The organism is Paraburkholderia sp. SIMBA_027 (assembly GCF_046535315.1).
Taxonomy (GTDB): domain Bacteria; phylum Pseudomonadota; class Gammaproteobacteria; order Burkholderiales; family Burkholderiaceae; genus Paraburkholderia; species Paraburkholderia tropica.
Genome location: NZ_JAWRWY010000007.1, coordinates 251,934 through 268,269, shown reverse-complemented (window position 1 = coordinate 268,269; position 16,336 = coordinate 251,934). Strand labels below are relative to the sequence as shown.

Below are 16,336 nucleotides of genomic sequence, written 5' to 3'. Positions count from 1 at the left end.
CTCTAGCAGCCTTGTGCGCCCCGTCATGAAACAGGACAGCCGTTTTCCAAATCTCTTCATCCTCAATCACCCGCTGATCCAGCACAAGCTCACCCACATGCGCGACAAGGACACGTCCACGCGCACGTTCCGCGAGCTGCTGCGCGAGATCACGCTGCTGATGGGCTATGAAATCACGCGCGACCTGCCGGTCGCGTCGCGCCGCGTGCAGACGCCGCTCGTCGAAGTCGACGCCCCGGTGATCGCCGGCAAGAAGCTCGCGATCGTGCCGGTGCTGCGCGCGGGCGTGGGCATGTCCGACGGCCTGCTCGAACTGGTGCCGTCGGCGCGCGTGGGCCATATCGGCGTCTATCGCGCCGACGACCACCGTCCGGTCGAATACCTCGTGCGCCTGCCGGATCTGGAAGACCGCACCTTCATCCTCTGCGATCCGATGGTCGCCACGGGCTACTCGGCCGCGCACGCCATCGACGTGCTCAAGCGCCGCGGCGTGCCCGGCGATCGCATTCTGTTCCTCGCGCTGGTGGCCGCGCCCGAGGGCGTCGAGGTGTTCCAGAAGGCGCACCCGGACGTGAAGCTCTACGTGGCCTCGCTCGATTCGCACCTCGACAGCCACGCGTACATCATTCCGGGTCTCGGCGACGCCGGCGACCGCCTGTTCGGCACCAAGAACTAAGACAGGCGGGCGTCGTGGGACGTGGGCGCGCGTTTGTGCCCACGCCCGCGCCGGCTCCGCACGGACTGTCTGCCGCGTGTCGCGCGTGTCGCGCTTGTCGCGCTTGTCGCGCCTGGCTTTGCGCAGCGTATTGCGCCACAGCCAGCGTTCGCGGCCCCTGCTCGCGCCCCGTTTACGGCGCCCCGCCGCGCCAGAGCGGCTCGCCACACGAATCGTCCGGCCACGCGCGGACAACCCCGCCGCCGTCCGGCCCGAACCCGCACGCCGCGCGCAATCGCAGCGACGGGGCGAAGCCGACGGGTCCCGGCGTGATAAAATTCAGATCCACCTGACGGCCGCTGTGGTCCGAAGCACGGCCGGTCCCGCGCGCGGCGCAACCCGCCCGGAACCGATGCAAGGCCGATGCGCCCGGGCGCGCGCACCGGAAACCGGTCCCGCTCGCGTGCGCCGTACACGCCGGACGCCTCGAATGCGTTGAACCATTCGCGTGCGCCGGGCGTTTCGGCCGCATGCAGCGACCGGCAACGATCGGGAAGGATCGGCGCCTGAGCGGCAGCCACCCAGGGCGGACAAGACACTCAAGGGCACACCGGCCTCGCCGCTCGACAGCGCGCGAGCGCGTCCGGCAATCGTATTGAGCACGGTATTGAGCACTGCGGCATCGACACTGCAGCAACGACAACTGCACTAGCACCATGCACGCGCGGAGCGTGCGACGGAGAAAGGTATGGCGGGTCATTCGAAATGGGCCAACATCAAACACAAGAAAGCTGCGGCTGACGCCAAGCGCGGCAAGGTCTGGACGCGGCTCATCAAGGAAATCCAGGTGGCGGCGCGCATGGGCGGGGGTGAAATCGACTCGAACCCGCGTCTGCGTCTGGCCGTCGACAAGGCCTATGACGCCAACATGCCCAAGGACAACATCAACCGCGCGATCCAGCGCGGCGTGGGCGGCGTCGATGGCGCGAACTACGAAGAAATCCGCTACGAAGGCTACGGCATCGGCGGCGCGGCGGTCATCGTCGACACCATGACCGACAACCGCACCCGCACGGTCGCGGAAGTGCGCCACGCGTTCTCGAAGTTCGGCGGCAACATGGGCACGGACGGCTCGGTGTCGTTCATGTTCGATCACATCGGCCAGTTCGTGTTCGCGCCGGGCACGCCCGAAGACAAGCTGATGGACGCCGCGCTCGAAGCGGGCGCCGACGACGTCGTGACGAACGAAGACGGCAGCATCGAAGTGGTCTGCCCGCCGAACGACTTCCAGAAGGTCAAGGACGCGCTGGAAGCCGCGGGCTTCAAGGCCGAAGTGGCCGAAGTCACGATGAAGCCGCAGACCGAAGTCGAGTTCACCGGCGACGACGCCGTGAAGATGCAGAAGCTGCTCGACGCGCTCGAAAACCTGGACGACGTCCAGGAGGTGTACACCAACGCGTCGATCGCCGACGAATAACGGCATCGGCGCGGGCGCGGGCAGCCCCGCGCCCGCACGCGCATTCCACGGCTGGCGCAGGTCGCGCCGGCCGCAACTGTTTCTGGTTCTGGTCTTTCGGGGATTTACATGAAGTTACTCGTCGTCGGTTCTGGCGGCCGCGAACATGCGCTGGCGTGGAAACTCGCCCAGTCGCCGCGCGTGCAGCTCGTCTACGTCGCACCGGGCAACGGCGGCACCGCGCAGGACGAGCGGCTCGCCAATGTCGACATCACGGACATCAACGAGCTTGCCGATTTCGCCGAGCGCGAACAGGTGGCGCTCACCGTGGTCGGCCCGGAAGCACCGCTCGCCGCGGGCATCGTCAACGTGTTCCGCGCGCGCGGTCTGAAGGTCTTCGGCCCGAGCAAGGAAGCTGCGCAGCTCGAAAGCTCGAAGGACTTCGCCAAGGCGTTCATGAAGCGCCACAACATCCCGACCGCCGCCTACGAGACCTTCGCCGACGCGACGGCCGCGCACGCCTACGTCGATCAGCAGGGCGCGCCCATCGTCATCAAGGCCGACGGCCTCGCCGCGGGCAAGGGCGTGGTCGTGGCGATGTCGCTGGAAGAAGCGCATCAGGCGATCGATTCGATGCTCGCCGACAACAAGCTCGGCGACGCCGGCGCGCGCGTCGTGATCGAGGAATTCCTCGCGGGCGAGGAAGCGAGCTTCATCGTCATGGTCGACGGCAAGCACGTGCTGGCGCTGGCGTCGAGCCAGGACCACAAGCGTCTGCAGGACGGCGACCAGGGCCCGAACACGGGCGGCATGGGCGCCTACTCGCCCGCGCCCATCGTCACGCCGCAGCTGCACGCGCGCGTGATGCGCGAAATCATCCTGCCGACCGTGGCGGGCATGGAGAAGGAAGGCATCCGCTACACGGGCTTCCTGTACGCCGGTCTGATGATCGACGCGCAAGGCAACCCGAAGACGCTCGAATTCAACTGCCGCATGGGCGATCCGGAAACGCAGCCGATCATGGCGCGCCTGAAGGGCGACTTCTCGAAGGTCGTCGAGCATGCCATCGCCGGCACGCTCAACCAGGTCGAGCTGGAATGGGACCGCCGTACCGCGCTGGGCGTGGTGCTGGCCGCGTACAACTACCCGGAAACGCCGCGCAAGGGCGATCGCATCAGCGAAATTCCGGCGGAAACCGACGACTCGGTCACCTTCCACGCGGGCACGCAGCTCGTCGACGGCAAGCTGGTGACGGCGGGCGGCCGGGTGCTGTGCGTGGTCGGCCTCGCCGACTCGGTGCGCAGCGCGCAGAACGTGGCCTACGAAACCGTGAACCGCATCTCGTTCGACGGCATGCAGTATCGCCACGATATCGGCTATCGCGCCGCCGGGCGCAAGCAGTAAGACAGCGGCACGCGGCGCGCGGACCACGGTGTGCGCGCCGCCTGTCGACACAGCATCTCGACGACGGGCGCCATGCGGCGCCCGCGCGTCATCTGGCCCCTTCGTCCGACCGCCTGTCCGCGCAGGCTCGAAGCCAGGCCGATGCGGCGCTACACTGCCGCGTAGTGACACATAGCGGCGTTCGGAACGCCGTCCCGACCTCCGCGCAAACCGGCACAAGCCGGCGCGGCACCGTTCGGCCCGAGGCCGACAACCCCTTCAGCACCGATGAACGAACCGATTCAGACTGGCCAGACCGGCGCCACGCCCGATAGCGCGGCAGTACGCGCCTGGCTCGCGGGCCTGCAGACGCAGATCGCCGACACACTCGGCGCTTTCGACGGCACGCCCTTCGCGACCGACGCCTGGCAACGCGCGCCCGGCGAAAAGCTGCGCGGCGGCGGCTGCACGCGCATCCTCGAAAACGGCCAGTTCTTCGAGCGTGGCGGCATCGGCTTTTCGGACGTGCAGGGCGACGCCCTGCCGCCCTCGGCCACGGCGGCGCGCTCGCAACTCGCCGGACGCGGTTTCGAGGCGATGGGCGTCTCGCTCGTGCTGCATCCGCGCAATCCGTACTGCCCGACCGTGCACATGAACGTGCGCCTGCTGATGGCCACCAAGCCCGGCGAAGCGCCCGTATTCTGGTTCGGCGGCGGCATGGATCTGACACCGTATTACGGCTTCGAGGAAGACGCGCAGCATTTCCACCGCGTCTGCCGCGACGCCCTCGCGCCCTACGGCGCGGATCTGTACCCGCGCTTCAAGCAATGGTGCGACGAGTATTTCTTCCTCAAGCACCGCAACGAGGCGCGCGGGGTGGGCGGCATCTTCTTCGACGACTACGCCGAAGGCGGCTTCGAGCAGGCGTTCGCGATGCTCAAGAGCGTCGGCGAAGGCTTCCTGAAGGCGTATGTGCCGATCATCGAAAAACGCCGCGCCCTGCCGTACGGCGAGGCCGAGCGCGACTTCCAGGCGTACCGGCGCGGCCGCTACGTGGAATTCAACCTCGTCTGGGACCGCGGCACGCACTTCGGCCTGCAAAGCGGCGGCCGCACCGAATCGATCCTGATGTCGATGCCGCCGGGCGCAAGCTGGCGCTACGACTGGGAGCCGGAAGCGGGCACGCCGGAAGCGCGCCTCTACACCGACTTCCTGCCCGTACGCGACTGGATCTGACACCGTGACGCAAGCGTTCATCGCCCCGGCTCACGCGCTCGCACGGCGCGTCGGCCTGCTCGGCGGCACTTTCGACCCGATCCACGAGGGCCATCTGGCGCTCGCGCGGCATTTCGCGCGCGTGCTCGCCCTGACGGAGCTGATCCTGCTGCCGGCCGGTCAGCCGTGGCAGAAGCCCGGCGTGACGCCCGCCGCGCACCGCCTCGCGATGACGCGCGCGGCCGCCGCCACGCTGGCGCTGCCGGGCGTGACGGTCACGGTCGACACCGACGAGATCGAGCACGACGGCCCAACCTACACGGTCGAAACGCTGCGCCGCTGGCGTGCGAAGTCCGACGCGCACGGCCGGCCCAACACCGACGCCGCGCTCACCATGCTGATGGGCGCGGATCAACTGCTGCATCTGGATTCGTGGCACGAATGGCGCGAGCTGTTTGCACTCGCGCATCTGGGTGTGGCGAGCCGCCCCGGTTTCGATTTTGCGGCGCTGCCCGCCGCCGTCGCCGCCGAAGCGGCCGCGCGGCGCGCCGATGCAGCCACGCTCGCGAGCACGCCGAACGGCCATCTGCTGATCGACGACACGCTCGCACTCGACGTCTCGGCGACCGAAATCCGGCGCGATATCGCCGCCTGCGTGGCGGCGCGGCAACGCGCCGGCGACATCGCCGAAAAAATTCCCGCGCCAGTGTGGGACTATATTCTTCAACATCATTTGTACAGGCACCACGGGTAAATATGGACATCCGCAAACTTCAACGCACCATCGTCGACGCTCTCGAAGACGTCAAGGCACAGGACATCCGCGTCTTCAACACGAGCCATCTGACCGAGCTGTTCGATCGCGTGGTCGTGGCGAGCGGCACGTCGAACCGTCAGACCAAGGCACTCGCTTCGAGCGTGCGCGAAAAGGTCAAGGAAGCCGGCGGCGACATCGTCAGCACGGAAGGCGAAGAGACCGGCGAATGGGTGCTCGTGGATTGCGGCGACGCGATCGTCCACATCCTGCAACCGGCGCTGCGCCAGTACTACAACCTCGAAGAAATCTGGGGCGACAAGCCGGTGCGTCTGAAGCTCGCGGAAAACACGGGCTTCGTGGGCGCGCGTCCGAGCGAACCGATGGACGACGAGGACGAAGTCGACGCACCGGTCGCCGCGAAGAAGACCGCGCGCAAGACGCCGGCGCGCAAGAGCGCGAAGTAAGCGCGCGCGTCGCATTGCGCACGTCGAGTTACGCACGATGAAACTGCATATCGTCGCCGTCGGCCACAAGATGCCGGACTGGATCGCCGAGGGCTTCGAGGAATACACGAAGCGCATGCCGCCCGAGCTGCGCATCGAGCTGCGCGAAGTGAAGCCCGAGCAGCGCTCGTCGGGCCGCTCCGCCGAAAGCGTGATGGCCGCCGAGCGCACGCGCATCGAGGCGGCGCTGCCGAAGAACGCGCGCCTTGTCGCGCTCGACGAACGCGGCAAGGACTGGACCACGATGCAGCTCGCCCAGGCGCTGCCCGGCTGGCAGCAGGACGGCCGCGACGTGGCCTTCCTGATCGGCGGCGCGGACGGGCTCGATCCGCAGCTCAAGGCGCGCGCCGACACGCTGCTGCGCCTGTCCTCCCTCACCCTGCCGCACGCGATGGTGCGCGTGCTGCTCGCCGAGCAGCTTTACCGCGCGTGGACCATCACGCAGAATCACCCCTATCATCGCGTTTGATATCCGTTTGATATCCGTTTGAAGCTGGATTGATGCCGGATTGATGTCCGCTCGAGCGCCCGCCACGATGACCGCCTTCGGCCATCGTCGCAGGCTCTAAGCGGCTTCGAAGCGGCTTCGCTGCAGCCTCAAAGCGGCCGGCGCGTGCCGCCGTGCGCGCATCATGCCGGACGCATCGACGCCGCAACGCCGCTCCCCCCGAACTCCGCCCGTGAAGACGCCCCGATGACCACCACCGCGACTTATCCGTTCGTCTATCTCGCCTCGCAGAGCCCACGCCGCCAGGAGCTACTGCAACAGCTCGGCGTGCGTTTCGAACTCCTGCTGCCGCGTCCCGACGAAGACGCCGAAGCGCTCGAAGCCGTGCTGCCCGGCGAAAGCGCCGCCGTCTACGTCGAGCGCGTGTGCGCCGCGAAAGCCGACGCCGCGCGCGCCCGGCTCGTGGCGGGCGCGCATGCGCACGCGCCGATCCTGACCGCCGACACGACCGTGAGCATCGACGGCCACATCCTTGGCAAGCCGCACGACGCCGCCGAGGCCTTCGCGATGCTCGAACGCCTCGCGGGCCGCGAGCACGAAGTGCTCACCGCCGTGGCCGTGGTGAATGCGGAAGGCGTGTGCCTGCCCGTCGCGGTCTCGCGTTCGCACGTGCGTTTCGCCGCCGCCCTGCCCGCCGCGATCGCCCACTATGTGGCGAGCGGCGAGCCGTTCGGCAAGGCCGGCGCGTACGGCATTCAGGGCCGCGCGGCGGAATTCATCGAGCGAATCGACGGGTCCTATTCGGGTATCATGGGTTTGCCTCTGTTCGAAACGGCCGCTCTCCTGCGCGCCGCGAGCATCGACTTCTAAACAACAATCATGAACGAAGAAATCCTGATCAACATTACGCCACAGGAGACGCGCGTCGCGCTGGTCCAGCAGGGCGCAGTACAGGAGCTTCACGTCGAGCGCACGCTGTCGCGCGGGCGCGTCGGCAATGTGTATCTCGGCAAGGTCGTGCGTGTGCTGCCCGGCATGCAGTCGGCTTTTATCGACATCGGTCTGGAGCGTGCCGCGTTTCTGCACGTCGCCGACATCTGGCATCCGCGCATCGCCGGCGAAACGCATTCGAGCGCGCATCATCAGCCGATCGAAAAGACCGTGTTCGAAGGCCAGACGCTGATGGTGCAGGTCGTGAAGGATCCGATCGGCACCAAGGGCGCGCGCCTGTCCACGCAGGTGAGCATCGCGGGCCGCACGCTCGTCTATCTGCCGCAGGAGCCGCATATCGGCATCTCGCAGAAGATCGAAAGCGAAGCCGAACGCGAAGCCGTGCGCGCGCGCCTCACGGCCGTGCTGCCCGCCGACGAGAAAGGCGGCTACATCGTGCGCACGATCGCCGAAGACGCGACCAGCGAAGAACTGGCCGCCGACGTCGCCTATCTGCGCAAGACCTGGGCGACCATCCTCGCGCAGGGGCAGCGCCTGCCCGCGACGAGCCTGCTCTATCAGGACCTGAATCTCGGCCAGCGCGTGCTGCGCGATTTCGTCAACGACGAGACCACGCGCATCCAGGTGGATTCGCGCGAGACCTTCCAGAAGCTCAGCGAATTCGCGGGCGAGTTCACGCCGGCCGTGCTGCCGAAGCTGCATCACTACACCGGCGAGCGTCCGCTGTTCGACCTCTACAACATCGAGGCCGAAATCCAGCGCGCGCTGTCGCGCCGCGTCGACCTCAAGTCGGGCGGCTACCTCGTGATCGACCAGACCGAGGCGATGACGACGATCGACGTGAACACGGGCGGCTACGTGGGCGCGCGCAACTTCGACGACACGATCTTCAAGACCAATCTCGAAGCGGCGCACACGATCGCGCGGCAATTGCGTCTGCGCAATCTGGGCGGCGTGATCATCATCGACTTCATCGACATGGAGAACCTCGAGCATCGCGACCAGGTGCTCGGCGAACTCAAGAAGGCGCTCGCGCGCGACCGCACGCGCGTGACCGTGAACGGTTTCTCGCAGCTCGGTCTCGTGGAAATGACGCGCAAGCGCACGCGCGAATCGCTCGCGCACGTGCTCTGCGAGCCGTGCCCGACGTGTCTCGGCAAAGGTCAGGTGAAAACCTCGCGCACGGTCTGTTACGACGTGCTGCGCGAAATCCTGCGCGAGTCGCGCCAGTTCAATCCGCGCGAATTCCGCGTGGTGGCGTCGCAGCAGGTGATCGATCTGTTCCTCGAGGAAGAGTCGCAGCATCTCGCGATGCTGATCGATTTCATCGGCAAGCCGGTGTCGTTGCAGGTGGAGTCGAATCTGAGTCAGGAACAGTATGACATCGTGCTGATGTAAGCCATCGCCGCACGCAGGTCATCGCTTCACCGGAGTACCGCAGTTGAATCACCAGCGCGTCACCCTTGCCCAGCTCGGCGAATTCGAAGAAGTTATCGACGTCCGCACACCGCTCGAATTCGCCGAGGACCACATGCCGGGCGCGATCAATGCGCCCGTGCTCAGCAACGAGGAGCGCGTGATCGTCGGCACGCTGTACAGGCAGTCGCCGTTCGACGCCACGCGTCTGGGTGCCGCGCTCGCCGCGCGCAACATCGCGCATCATCTCGACACCACGTTCGCCGAGCGTCCGCGCAACTGGCGCCCGCTCATTTACTGCTGGCGCGGCGGCAAGCGCTCCGCTTCGATGACGGCCATGTTCAACATGATCGGCTGGCGCGCGCGGCAGCTCGAAGGCGGCTACAAGTCGTATCGGCATAGCGTGCTCGAGACGCTCGACGCCCTGCCCGCCCAATTCCGCTACCTCGTGCTCACCGGCCCGACCGGCAGCGGCAAGACGCGTCTGTTGCAGGCGCTAGGCCGTGCCGGCGCGCAGATTCTCGATCTGGAAGCGCTCGCGGCGCATCGCGGTTCGCTGCTCGGCGCGTTGCCCAGGCGCACGCAGCCTTCGCAGAAGTGGTTCGACACCACGCTCGCGCAGACGCTGCGCGGCTTCGACGCCGCGCAGCCGGTGTTCGTGGAAGCGGAGAGCCGGCGCATCGGCGCGATCACGCTGCCGCTTTCGCTCGTCGATACGATGCACGGCGCGCCGTGCGTCGTCGTGGACGTGACGCACGCGGAGCGCGTCGCGCTGCTGCTCGAGGAATACGGGCATCTGCTCGACGAGCGCGAGTACTTCAGGGAACAGTTGGTGAGGCTCACGCCGCTGCATGGGCGCGAACGTATCGAATCGTGGTGCAAACTGCTCGACGAGGACAACCGCCTGGCGTTGTCGGAAGCGCTCGTGACCGAACACTACGATCCGGCCTATGCGCGCAGCACGCGCAAGCATTTTCCGACGCTGGCGCGTTCGCCGCGTTTTGCCTTTCATCCGATGTCGGGGAATCCGCTCGACGAGGCGCATTCGTTGCTCGCGCAACTGCGCGGCGAAGACCTCATCGGCGAGATGCCGGGGGGCTAGCCTCGCGGTGATGGCGCCGGCCGCTCCCGGGGAAAAAGCGCCCGGGCACCCATCCGTGCCCGGGCTAAACCATCGGCATGACCGATGGTGGAGGTTGCTTACGATGCCGGCGGCGCCTTCACAGGGCGTGGGCGCCGGACCCGCATCGTCGCGTCAGCTCATGCTGTGCCGCCCTCCTGCGGCGTGACGCGTATTCTGTACTGCCTTACACGTGTTTCGCTTGCTGGCGCTTAGCGCGAGTACATCGCGTTCCAGTCTTGCTGCGAAACGGTGGCGGCACGCACACCCGATTGCGATGCGTTCGCGACGCCGCCGTAGGCGCTTTGGCCATTCAGCGCGGCGACCTTCGCTTCGGCGGCCTGGATGGCTTGCGGATAGTGAGCCTGATCGCCGTCGCCGACGTGGTAACCGACCTGCTGGAGCTGGGCGAGTTCGGCGCGCACCTGGGCGCGGGTGACGGGGGCTTGCTGCGCAAACGAAGCAACGGGGACGACGAGAGCGGCGGCAACAGCAACGGCTTGAATCAGGGACTTCATGATACGACCTCCAGTTTGGACTAGACGGCCGACGTGCGACGGTATGTGCATGCGACCGATGTACACATCCTAGTCCTGTAGAAGACCAGGGTTAACCCCGTCCCTCTCAGAAGACCGTTCCAGATTCAGGAAATATCGCGGAAAGCCCCGTCACACGGGCGGTTGCGCGACGCGACACGCAGTCGCGCCGCACCCGGACACGCCACTATCGTGGGGAAACGATGTCCGTTGCGAGGGCGAGAAGCGCGTCCACGTGCGCGGGCACGCTGGCGTCGTAGAGGATGGCGTCGCGCGGGGTCGCATCGAGTCGCGGCGCGCGCGCGGCCACGGCCGACTCGATGATGCGGCGCAGTCCGGCGGCGTCGCCGGGCGCGAAAAGCTGTTTGGCGGACCCGGCGATGGCGTCGGCGCAACCGATGTTCGTCGAGAAGATCACCGGCGTGCCGCACATCACCGACTCGATGCCGACGAGCCCGAACGGCTCGTAGGTCGAGGCGAGGATCGAATAGTCGGCGGCGCGATAGGCGTTTTCGAGATCCTTCACGTAGCCGATGTAGCGCACGCGCGTGCTCGTGCGCTCCGGCGGCCGCCCCGCCACCGCCACCACGACCGGCAGATCGAGCGCCTCGACCACCGACTGGATCAGCGGCAGACCCTTGCGCGTGTGGCTGCTCGACGGAAACAGCAGGACCGTTTCGTTGTCCGCGAAACCGTATTGCTTGCGCAGCGCGGCGCGCGTGGCGGCGTCCACCGGCGAAAACCGCTCGCCGTCGACCGGCGGGCAAAGCACGCGGATCTTGCTGTCGTCGACGCCGTAGAGTTCGCGCAGTTCGTCGCGCATCAGTTCCGAGTGCGCGACGACGACTCGCGATTGCGCATATTGACGGCTCTCCAGCGCGATCTGACGCCGATCGGAGGCGCGCAGCGGCCGCCCGGTCGCACGCAGAAAACCGCGATGCGTGCCGCCGCAAATGGCGATTTCCGACGAATCGACCCGGTTGCAGCCGATCAGCACGTCCACGCGCGCGCGACGGCGCAGCGCGGCGAGCCGCCACGAGAACCAGGCGTCGCGCAGCTTGCCCGGCAACAAGGACACGTTGATGCGATGCCGCTCGACGAGCGCGCATTCGGGCACCGAGACATCGAACTTGCGCGCGAAGAACGCGGGCCGCATGCCGCGCGCGGCGAGACCGCGCACGAGATCCATCGCATAGCGTTCGAGACCGCCACTGTGCTTGAGCGCGTTGCTGGAAATTCCGACCTTCATGACCCGTCCGACGTGATTTTTTGTGCAATCTGGTGCCGACGATTATATAGCGGGCGCTTCGCGCCCTACCGGAGTGCAGGGACTTGCCCCGAACTGCGTAGCCAAAAGTGCCTCCGGTATAATCGACCGGCTTTTTGGGCATCACGTGTCCATCCTTGGGCGTGCCGGGCGCGAGGTCACTCGGGCGCGGCCATAGCGACATAACAATCGACTGCCCGACCGATTTGCGCCGGCCGCCATGAATCAAGATACGACGACATACCCACGCCGCCTGGCTCCAATCGCTTCCCTGCTTCTCGTGCTCGCACCGGCCGTCAATCTGGTCTGGCGCGGCGGAACGGGTTACGGCTTCTTCCTGCTGCTCGCTTTTTCGCTCTACAGCGCCTGGGCCTGGCGGCACGACCGCAGCTACTTCGCCCCGTGGCGCGAATACGGCTGGTACACCGCCGCAATGATCGTGCCGCTTTGCGTCGTCATCGTGCAGCAAGCCCTGTTCGGCTACTGGGCGCCGCACCAGTTCGACCCGCTCTCGCGCTTCGCGCTCGCGCTGCCGCTCTTTTTGCTGCTGTGCCGCCTGCCTTCGCGCTATCTGACGGTGGTCGGCTGGGGCTGCGCGCTCGGCGCGCTCGCCGCCAGCGCATGGATCGTCGTCGACCGTCCCGCGGGTGGCTGGAACGTCGCGGACCGTCTCACGAACTCGTACACGAACGCCATTCCGTTCGGCGATACCGCCCTGCTGCTCGCCTTCCTCGCCGTGTTCACATTCGGCTGGGACACGAAGGCGCGTCCGCTCGCCCTGGTCGTGAAACTCGCGGCGCTCGTCGCGGGCGGCTTCGCCTCCTACTTCTCGGGCACGCGCGGCGGCTGGATCGCGATTCCCGTCTTCGTGCTGCTGCTCGGCTTGCAATACGGCTGGTTCTCGCACTGGAAGCGCGTGCTTATCAGCGTCGTGCTGCTGGCCGCCGCCGCGGGCGTGCTGCTGTCGACGGGCAACATCCGCGAGCGCGTGGCCGCAGCCGGATCGGACGTCACCCTGATGCAGCGCGGCGACAAGGACACCTCGGTCGGCCTGCGCCTGCAGTTGTGGAGCGCGTCGATCACGCTGTTCGAACGCCATCCGTTCTATGGCGTGGGCAAGGGGCATCTGGAACGCGCGCTCGGCGACCTCGCGCAGCATGGCGAGGCGAGCACGCAGATCGTCAACGAACGCGCGCACAGCGACTTCTTCTCGGCCATCGCGGAAATGGGCGCGATGGGCGTGGCGACGCTGCTGCTGTTCTATGTCGGCACCTCGGTGCACTTCTGGCGCGCGCGCCGCTCGGACGACGCCGTGATCCGCACGGCGGCCTGTGGCGGGCTCGCGATTTCGTTCAGCACGATCCTGTTCGGACTGACGATCGACGTGCTGGTGCCCATTCAGGTGACCGTGCTGGTCTCGCTGCTCACCGCCACTTTCCTCGCGATCATCGTGTCGCGCCGGCGCGAACTCGCCGCAGACGCGCCGCGCGTCTGATGCGCTGAACAAGCGCCGGGCGGCCGTGCGCGACTCGCGCGCACGCCTTCGCTCCGTTGCGTGCACAACGGAAAAGCCTTTCCCTTCGGATATCGCTCAAGAAATGAAAACGGGCCGCATTGCGCGGCCCGTTTTGCGTTGTCGGGGCAGTGTGCGCCAAAGGCACGCGACGCCCGCGTGGCTTCAGGCATAGTCCGCGACGATACGCGACGATACGCGACGTTACGCGGCGTGCTGCTGGAACTGGATCTTGTGCAGATGCGCGTACAAACCGCGCTGCTCCAGCAACTGCTGATGCGAACCGCGCTCGACGATACGGCCCGCTTCCATCACGAGGATGCGGTCCGCGCGCTCGATGGTCGACAGACGGTGGGCGATCACGAGCGTCGTGCGGCCCTTCATCAGCGTTTCGAGCGCCGCCTGCACGTGGCGTTCCGATTCCGAATCGAGCGCCGAGGTGGCTTCGTCGAGAATCAGGATCGGCGCGTCCTTGTAGATCGCGCGTGCGATCGCGAGACGCTGACGTTGGCCGCCCGAGAGCTTCATGCCGTTGTCGCCCACGAGCGTGGCCGCGCCTTCGGGCAGCGCGGCAATCGTGTCCCACAGATTGGCGGCGCGCAGCGCGTGCTCGACGCGCTCCGGGTCGGCCGTCTGGCCATACGCGACGTTGTTGGCGACCGTGTCGTTGAACAGCGTGACGTCCTGGCTCACCATCGCGATCTGGCTGCGCAGCGCGTGAATGTCGTACTCCGGCAGCGGCACGCCGTCGACCAGAATCTGGCCGCCGCTCGGATCGAAGAAGCGCGGCAGCAGGTTCACGAGCGTGGTCTTGCCACTGCCCGACGGCCCCGCCAGCGCGATCATCTCGCCCGGCGCGGCGCTGAAATGCACGCTTTCGAGAATCGGACGCCCTTCCGGCCCATACGCAAACGACACATCGCGGAACTCGATCTCGCCGCGCGCGCGTTCGAGCGGCTTGCCGCCGCCTTCCGGTTCCGCCGGCTCGTCGATCAGACCGAAGATCAGCTCGGCCGCCGTCATGCCGCGCTGCAGCGGCTGGTTCACGTCGATCAGATGCTTGAGCGGCGAGATCACGAGCAGCATCGACGTGACGAACGCGACGAAGCCGCCGACCGTGGTCTGGTCGTGCGACGCCTGCACCACGGCGATGGTCACCACGATGGCGAGCGCGATCGACGCGAGGAACTGCGTGAGCGGCTGAGCCAGACCGCCCGACACCGTCATGCGCATCTGGTAGCCGCGCAGACGGCGGCTCATCTCGCCGAAACGGCTCATTTCGTACTGCTCGCCGTTGTGCACCTTGACGACCTTGTACCCGCCCACCGTCTCTTCGACGATGTAGGACAGTTCGTTGGTCAGCAACTGATGCTCGCGGTTCAGGCGGCGCAGGCGGCGGTTGATCTTGCTGACCAGCCAGCCGATGGCGGGCAGCAGCACCGCCACGATCAGCGTCAGGCGCCAGTTGAGAATGAACAGATAGCCGAGCAGGAAGAACACCGTGAGCGAGTCGCGCACGGACGTGACGAGCACGCCCATCAGCACGCTCAGGATCTGGTTGACCTCGAACACGATCGCGTTGATGACCGTGCTGGCCGTCTCGCGCTGGAAGAAGCCGACGCTCGCGTGAATCATCCGCTCGAACATCTTCAGACGCAGTTCCAGCAGGATGCGGTTCGACACGTACTGCAGCAGATAGCCCGACGCGTATTGCGCCAGACCGCGCACCAGCGCGAGCCCGATGATGGCGACCGGCACGATCCACATCGCGCTCGGGCTGCCCTTGGTGCCGAAGCCGTGGTCGAGCAGCGGCTTGAGCAGCGCCGGAATGCCGGCCTCGGTCGCGGCCACCAGCGCCAGCGTGAGGATGGCGGCGATCGAGACCCAGATGAGCGGCTTAAGATAGGGCCACAACCGGCGGCCAACCGATGCCGGATTCGAAGCCGCACCGTTACCGATCGGCTTGCTGAGGGTGGATTGTTTTGGCTTCTCGCTCAAGGAATCCTCTGGAAAGGCGGATGCTGAAAATATGGTCTCGTCTCGCGCCGCGCGCGGGGCTTTTGCCCGGCCGCGACAGCAAGGTACCGCATTGTATACGCTAGGCGCGGCGGCTCGCCTCGCGAGTCGGGCCAGTGTGGCGCGGCGTCCGCAGGGCGCGCACAGGACGTGCCGGCCGCCCGCCCCCTGGCCGTCGGCGGGACATGGACTAGAATACGCACCTCTGCGCGCCGGGCCGCCACCGGCAGGCGCGCCGCATTCGACACATTTCCAGAACAGGCGTCATCTTCATGTCCGAAGGACTTTCCCCGAACCGCGCGGGCCGCGAGGCCAGCAGCCGCACGCCGCGCGCCACGCTCTCCGTGATCGTGGTCGCGATGAACGAGGCGCACGACATTCGCGACTGCCTCGAATCCGTGCGCGGACTCGCCCTGGAAACCATCGTGTTCGATTCCGGCAGCACGGACGGCACGCCCGATATCTGCCGCGCGCTGGGCGCGCGCGTGTTCGAAACCGACTGGCCCGGCGACGGTCCGCAAAAAAACCGTGCGCTCGCCGAAGCACGCGGCGACTGGGTGATCTGCCTCGACGCCGACGAACGCCTGAGCCCCGAGCTGCGCGCCGAAATCGAAACACTGCTCGCGCAAGGCAGCCCGCATGCGGCCTTCAGCACGCCGCGCCGTTCGAGCTTCTGCGGCCGGTTCATGAAGCATTCGGGCTGGTGGCCCGACCGCATCGTGCGCCTGTTCCGCCGCGGCGGCGCGCGCTTCACCGATGTGCGCACGCACACGCATCTGGAAATCGACGGCACGACCGGACGTTTCGACGGCCCGTTCATCCATATTTCGATGCCCGATCTGCACGAAGCGCTCGACAAGACCAACGTCTATTCGTCGGAGGGCGCGCTGACGATGGCCGAGAACGGCAAGCGCTCGTCGCTCGCGAAGGCGCTGGGCAAGGGTTTCTGGGCATTCTTCCGCACGTGGGTGATACGCGCGGGCTTTCTGGACGGTGCCGAAGGCCTGATGCTGGCGATCAATAACGCCGAAACGACGTACTACCGCTACGCGAAACTCGCGCTGCTCACGCGCGACGGCAAGGTGGCGAAAAAGCGCTGA

The 16,336-nt window shown here is 66.8% G+C and carries 15 protein-coding genes; 12 read left to right on the top strand and 3 right to left on the bottom strand.

Annotated elements, in window-relative coordinates; genetic code table 11:
- Window positions 1-25 precede the first annotated feature (25 nt).
- From upp to mnmH, 10 genes are all read left to right on the top strand, one after another.
- Complete coding sequence (gene upp / locus SB764_RS15825; protein WP_065064494.1) at window positions 26-676, top strand: uracil phosphoribosyltransferase; 651 nt, start codon at window positions 26-28, stop codon at window positions 674-676.
- A 727-nt stretch (window positions 677-1,403) separates the two neighbouring features.
- Window positions 1,404-2,132, top strand: coding sequence for a YebC/PmpR family DNA-binding transcriptional regulator (locus SB764_RS15820; protein WP_065064492.1), 729 nt, complete (start codon window positions 1,404-1,406; stop codon window positions 2,130-2,132).
- Window positions 2,133-2,240: 108 nt separating this feature from the next.
- Window positions 2,241-3,515 carry a phosphoribosylamine--glycine ligase gene (gene purD, locus SB764_RS15815; protein ID WP_065064490.1) on the top strand — a complete coding sequence of 425 codons (1,275 nt, stop codon included), beginning with the start codon at window positions 2,241-2,243 and terminating at the stop codon, window positions 3,513-3,515.
- A gap of 267 nt (window positions 3,516-3,782) precedes the next feature.
- Entirely contained in the window at window positions 3,783-4,730 is a 948-nt protein-coding gene (gene hemF / locus SB764_RS15810) for an oxygen-dependent coproporphyrinogen oxidase (protein WP_065064488.1), read from the top strand.
- A gap of 4 nt (window positions 4,731-4,734) precedes the next feature.
- Window positions 4,735-5,463 (top strand): nicotinate-nucleotide adenylyltransferase, encoded by a 729-nt coding sequence (locus tag SB764_RS15805; protein ID WP_410864018.1) that lies wholly within the window; start codon window positions 4,735-4,737, stop codon window positions 5,461-5,463.
- Window positions 5,464-5,465: 2 nt separating this feature from the next.
- On the top strand, window positions 5,466-5,930 hold the full coding sequence (gene rsfS, locus SB764_RS15800; protein ID WP_074984781.1) for a ribosome silencing factor: 465 nt from the start codon (window positions 5,466-5,468) through the stop codon (window positions 5,928-5,930).
- A gap of 37 nt (window positions 5,931-5,967) precedes the next feature.
- A complete protein-coding gene (gene rlmH, locus SB764_RS15795; RefSeq protein WP_065064482.1) occupies window positions 5,968-6,438 on the top strand; it encodes a 23S rRNA (pseudouridine(1915)-N(3))-methyltransferase RlmH in 471 nt (156 codons plus the stop codon).
- 225 nt (window positions 6,439-6,663) lie between these two features.
- The gene (locus tag SB764_RS15790; protein ID WP_065064634.1) at window positions 6,664-7,287 is read left to right on the top strand and encodes a Maf family protein; all 624 of its coding nucleotides are present in this window, start codon (window positions 6,664-6,666) and stop codon (window positions 7,285-7,287) included.
- Between the two features lie 9 nt (window positions 7,288-7,296).
- Complete coding sequence (rng, locus tag SB764_RS15785) at window positions 7,297-8,766, top strand: ribonuclease G (protein ID WP_065064480.1); 1,470 nt, start codon at window positions 7,297-7,299, stop codon at window positions 8,764-8,766.
- A 43-nt stretch (window positions 8,767-8,809) separates the two neighbouring features.
- On the top strand, window positions 8,810-9,886 hold the full coding sequence (gene mnmH / locus SB764_RS15780; protein WP_110327609.1) for a tRNA 2-selenouridine(34) synthase MnmH: 1,077 nt from the start codon (window positions 8,810-8,812) through the stop codon (window positions 9,884-9,886).
- Window positions 9,887-10,116: 230 nt separating this feature from the next.
- Here mnmH and SB764_RS15775 read toward each other — a convergent pair whose 3' ends face one another.
- Both SB764_RS15775 and SB764_RS15770 read right to left on the bottom strand, forming a co-directional pair.
- Window positions 10,117-10,422, bottom strand: a complete 306-nt coding sequence (locus SB764_RS15775; RefSeq protein WP_065064476.1) for a DUF4148 domain-containing protein — start codon at window positions 10,420-10,422, stop codon at window positions 10,117-10,119.
- A 205-nt stretch (window positions 10,423-10,627) separates the two neighbouring features.
- Entirely contained in the window at window positions 10,628-11,689 is a 1,062-nt protein-coding gene (locus tag SB764_RS15770; RefSeq protein ID WP_065064474.1) for a glycosyltransferase family 4 protein, read from the bottom strand.
- 298 nt (window positions 11,690-11,987) lie between these two features.
- Here SB764_RS15770 and SB764_RS15765 point away from each other — a divergent pair, with 298 nt between their 5' ends.
- Window positions 11,988-13,202: an O-antigen ligase family protein gene (locus tag SB764_RS15765; protein WP_313903841.1), complete on the top strand. Its 1,215-nt coding sequence runs from the start codon at window positions 11,988-11,990 to the stop codon at window positions 13,200-13,202.
- A 222-nt stretch (window positions 13,203-13,424) separates the two neighbouring features.
- On the opposite strand, the gene msbA is transcribed toward SB764_RS15765, so the two are convergent.
- Window positions 13,425-15,218: a lipid A export permease/ATP-binding protein MsbA gene (msbA, locus tag SB764_RS15760; protein ID WP_074984774.1), complete on the bottom strand. Its 1,794-nt coding sequence runs from the start codon at window positions 15,216-15,218 to the stop codon at window positions 13,425-13,427.
- 290 nt (window positions 15,219-15,508) lie between these two features.
- On the opposite strand from msbA, the gene SB764_RS15755 reads away from it, so the two are divergent.
- Window positions 15,509-16,336 carry a glycosyltransferase family 2 protein gene (locus SB764_RS15755; RefSeq protein ID WP_410864014.1) on the top strand — a complete coding sequence of 276 codons (828 nt, stop codon included), beginning with the start codon at window positions 15,509-15,511 and terminating at the stop codon, window positions 16,334-16,336.

What these genes read in the sequence shown, in the direction of transcription:
- upp (WP_065064494.1), top strand. Translation starts at nt 26, where the DNA reads ATGAAACAGGACAGCCGTTTTCCAAATCTCTTCATCCTCAATCACCCG.
- SB764_RS15820 (WP_065064492.1), top strand. Translation starts at nt 1,404, where the DNA reads ATGGCGGGTCATTCGAAATGGGCCAACATCAAACACAAGAAAGCTGCG.
- purD (WP_065064490.1), top strand. Translation starts at nt 2,241, where the DNA reads ATGAAGTTACTCGTCGTCGGTTCTGGCGGCCGCGAACATGCGCTGGCG.
- hemF (WP_065064488.1), top strand. Translation starts at nt 3,783, where the DNA reads ATGAACGAACCGATTCAGACTGGCCAGACCGGCGCCACGCCCGATAGC.
- rsfS (WP_074984781.1), top strand. Translation starts at nt 5,466, where the DNA reads ATGGACATCCGCAAACTTCAACGCACCATCGTCGACGCTCTCGAAGAC.
- rlmH (WP_065064482.1), top strand. Translation starts at nt 5,968, where the DNA reads ATGAAACTGCATATCGTCGCCGTCGGCCACAAGATGCCGGACTGGATC.
- SB764_RS15790 (WP_065064634.1), top strand. Translation starts at nt 6,664, where the DNA reads ATGACCACCACCGCGACTTATCCGTTCGTCTATCTCGCCTCGCAGAGC.
- rng (WP_065064480.1), top strand. Translation starts at nt 7,297, where the DNA reads ATGAACGAAGAAATCCTGATCAACATTACGCCACAGGAGACGCGCGTC.
- SB764_RS15775 (WP_065064476.1), bottom strand. Translation starts at nt 10,422, where the DNA reads ATGAAGTCCCTGATTCAAGCCGTTGCTGTTGCCGCCGCTCTCGTCGTC.
- SB764_RS15770 (WP_065064474.1), bottom strand. Translation starts at nt 11,689, where the DNA reads ATGAAGGTCGGAATTTCCAGCAACGCGCTCAAGCACAGTGGCGGTCTC.
- SB764_RS15755 (WP_410864014.1), top strand. Translation starts at nt 15,509, where the DNA reads ATGTCCGAAGGACTTTCCCCGAACCGCGCGGGCCGCGAGGCCAGCAGC.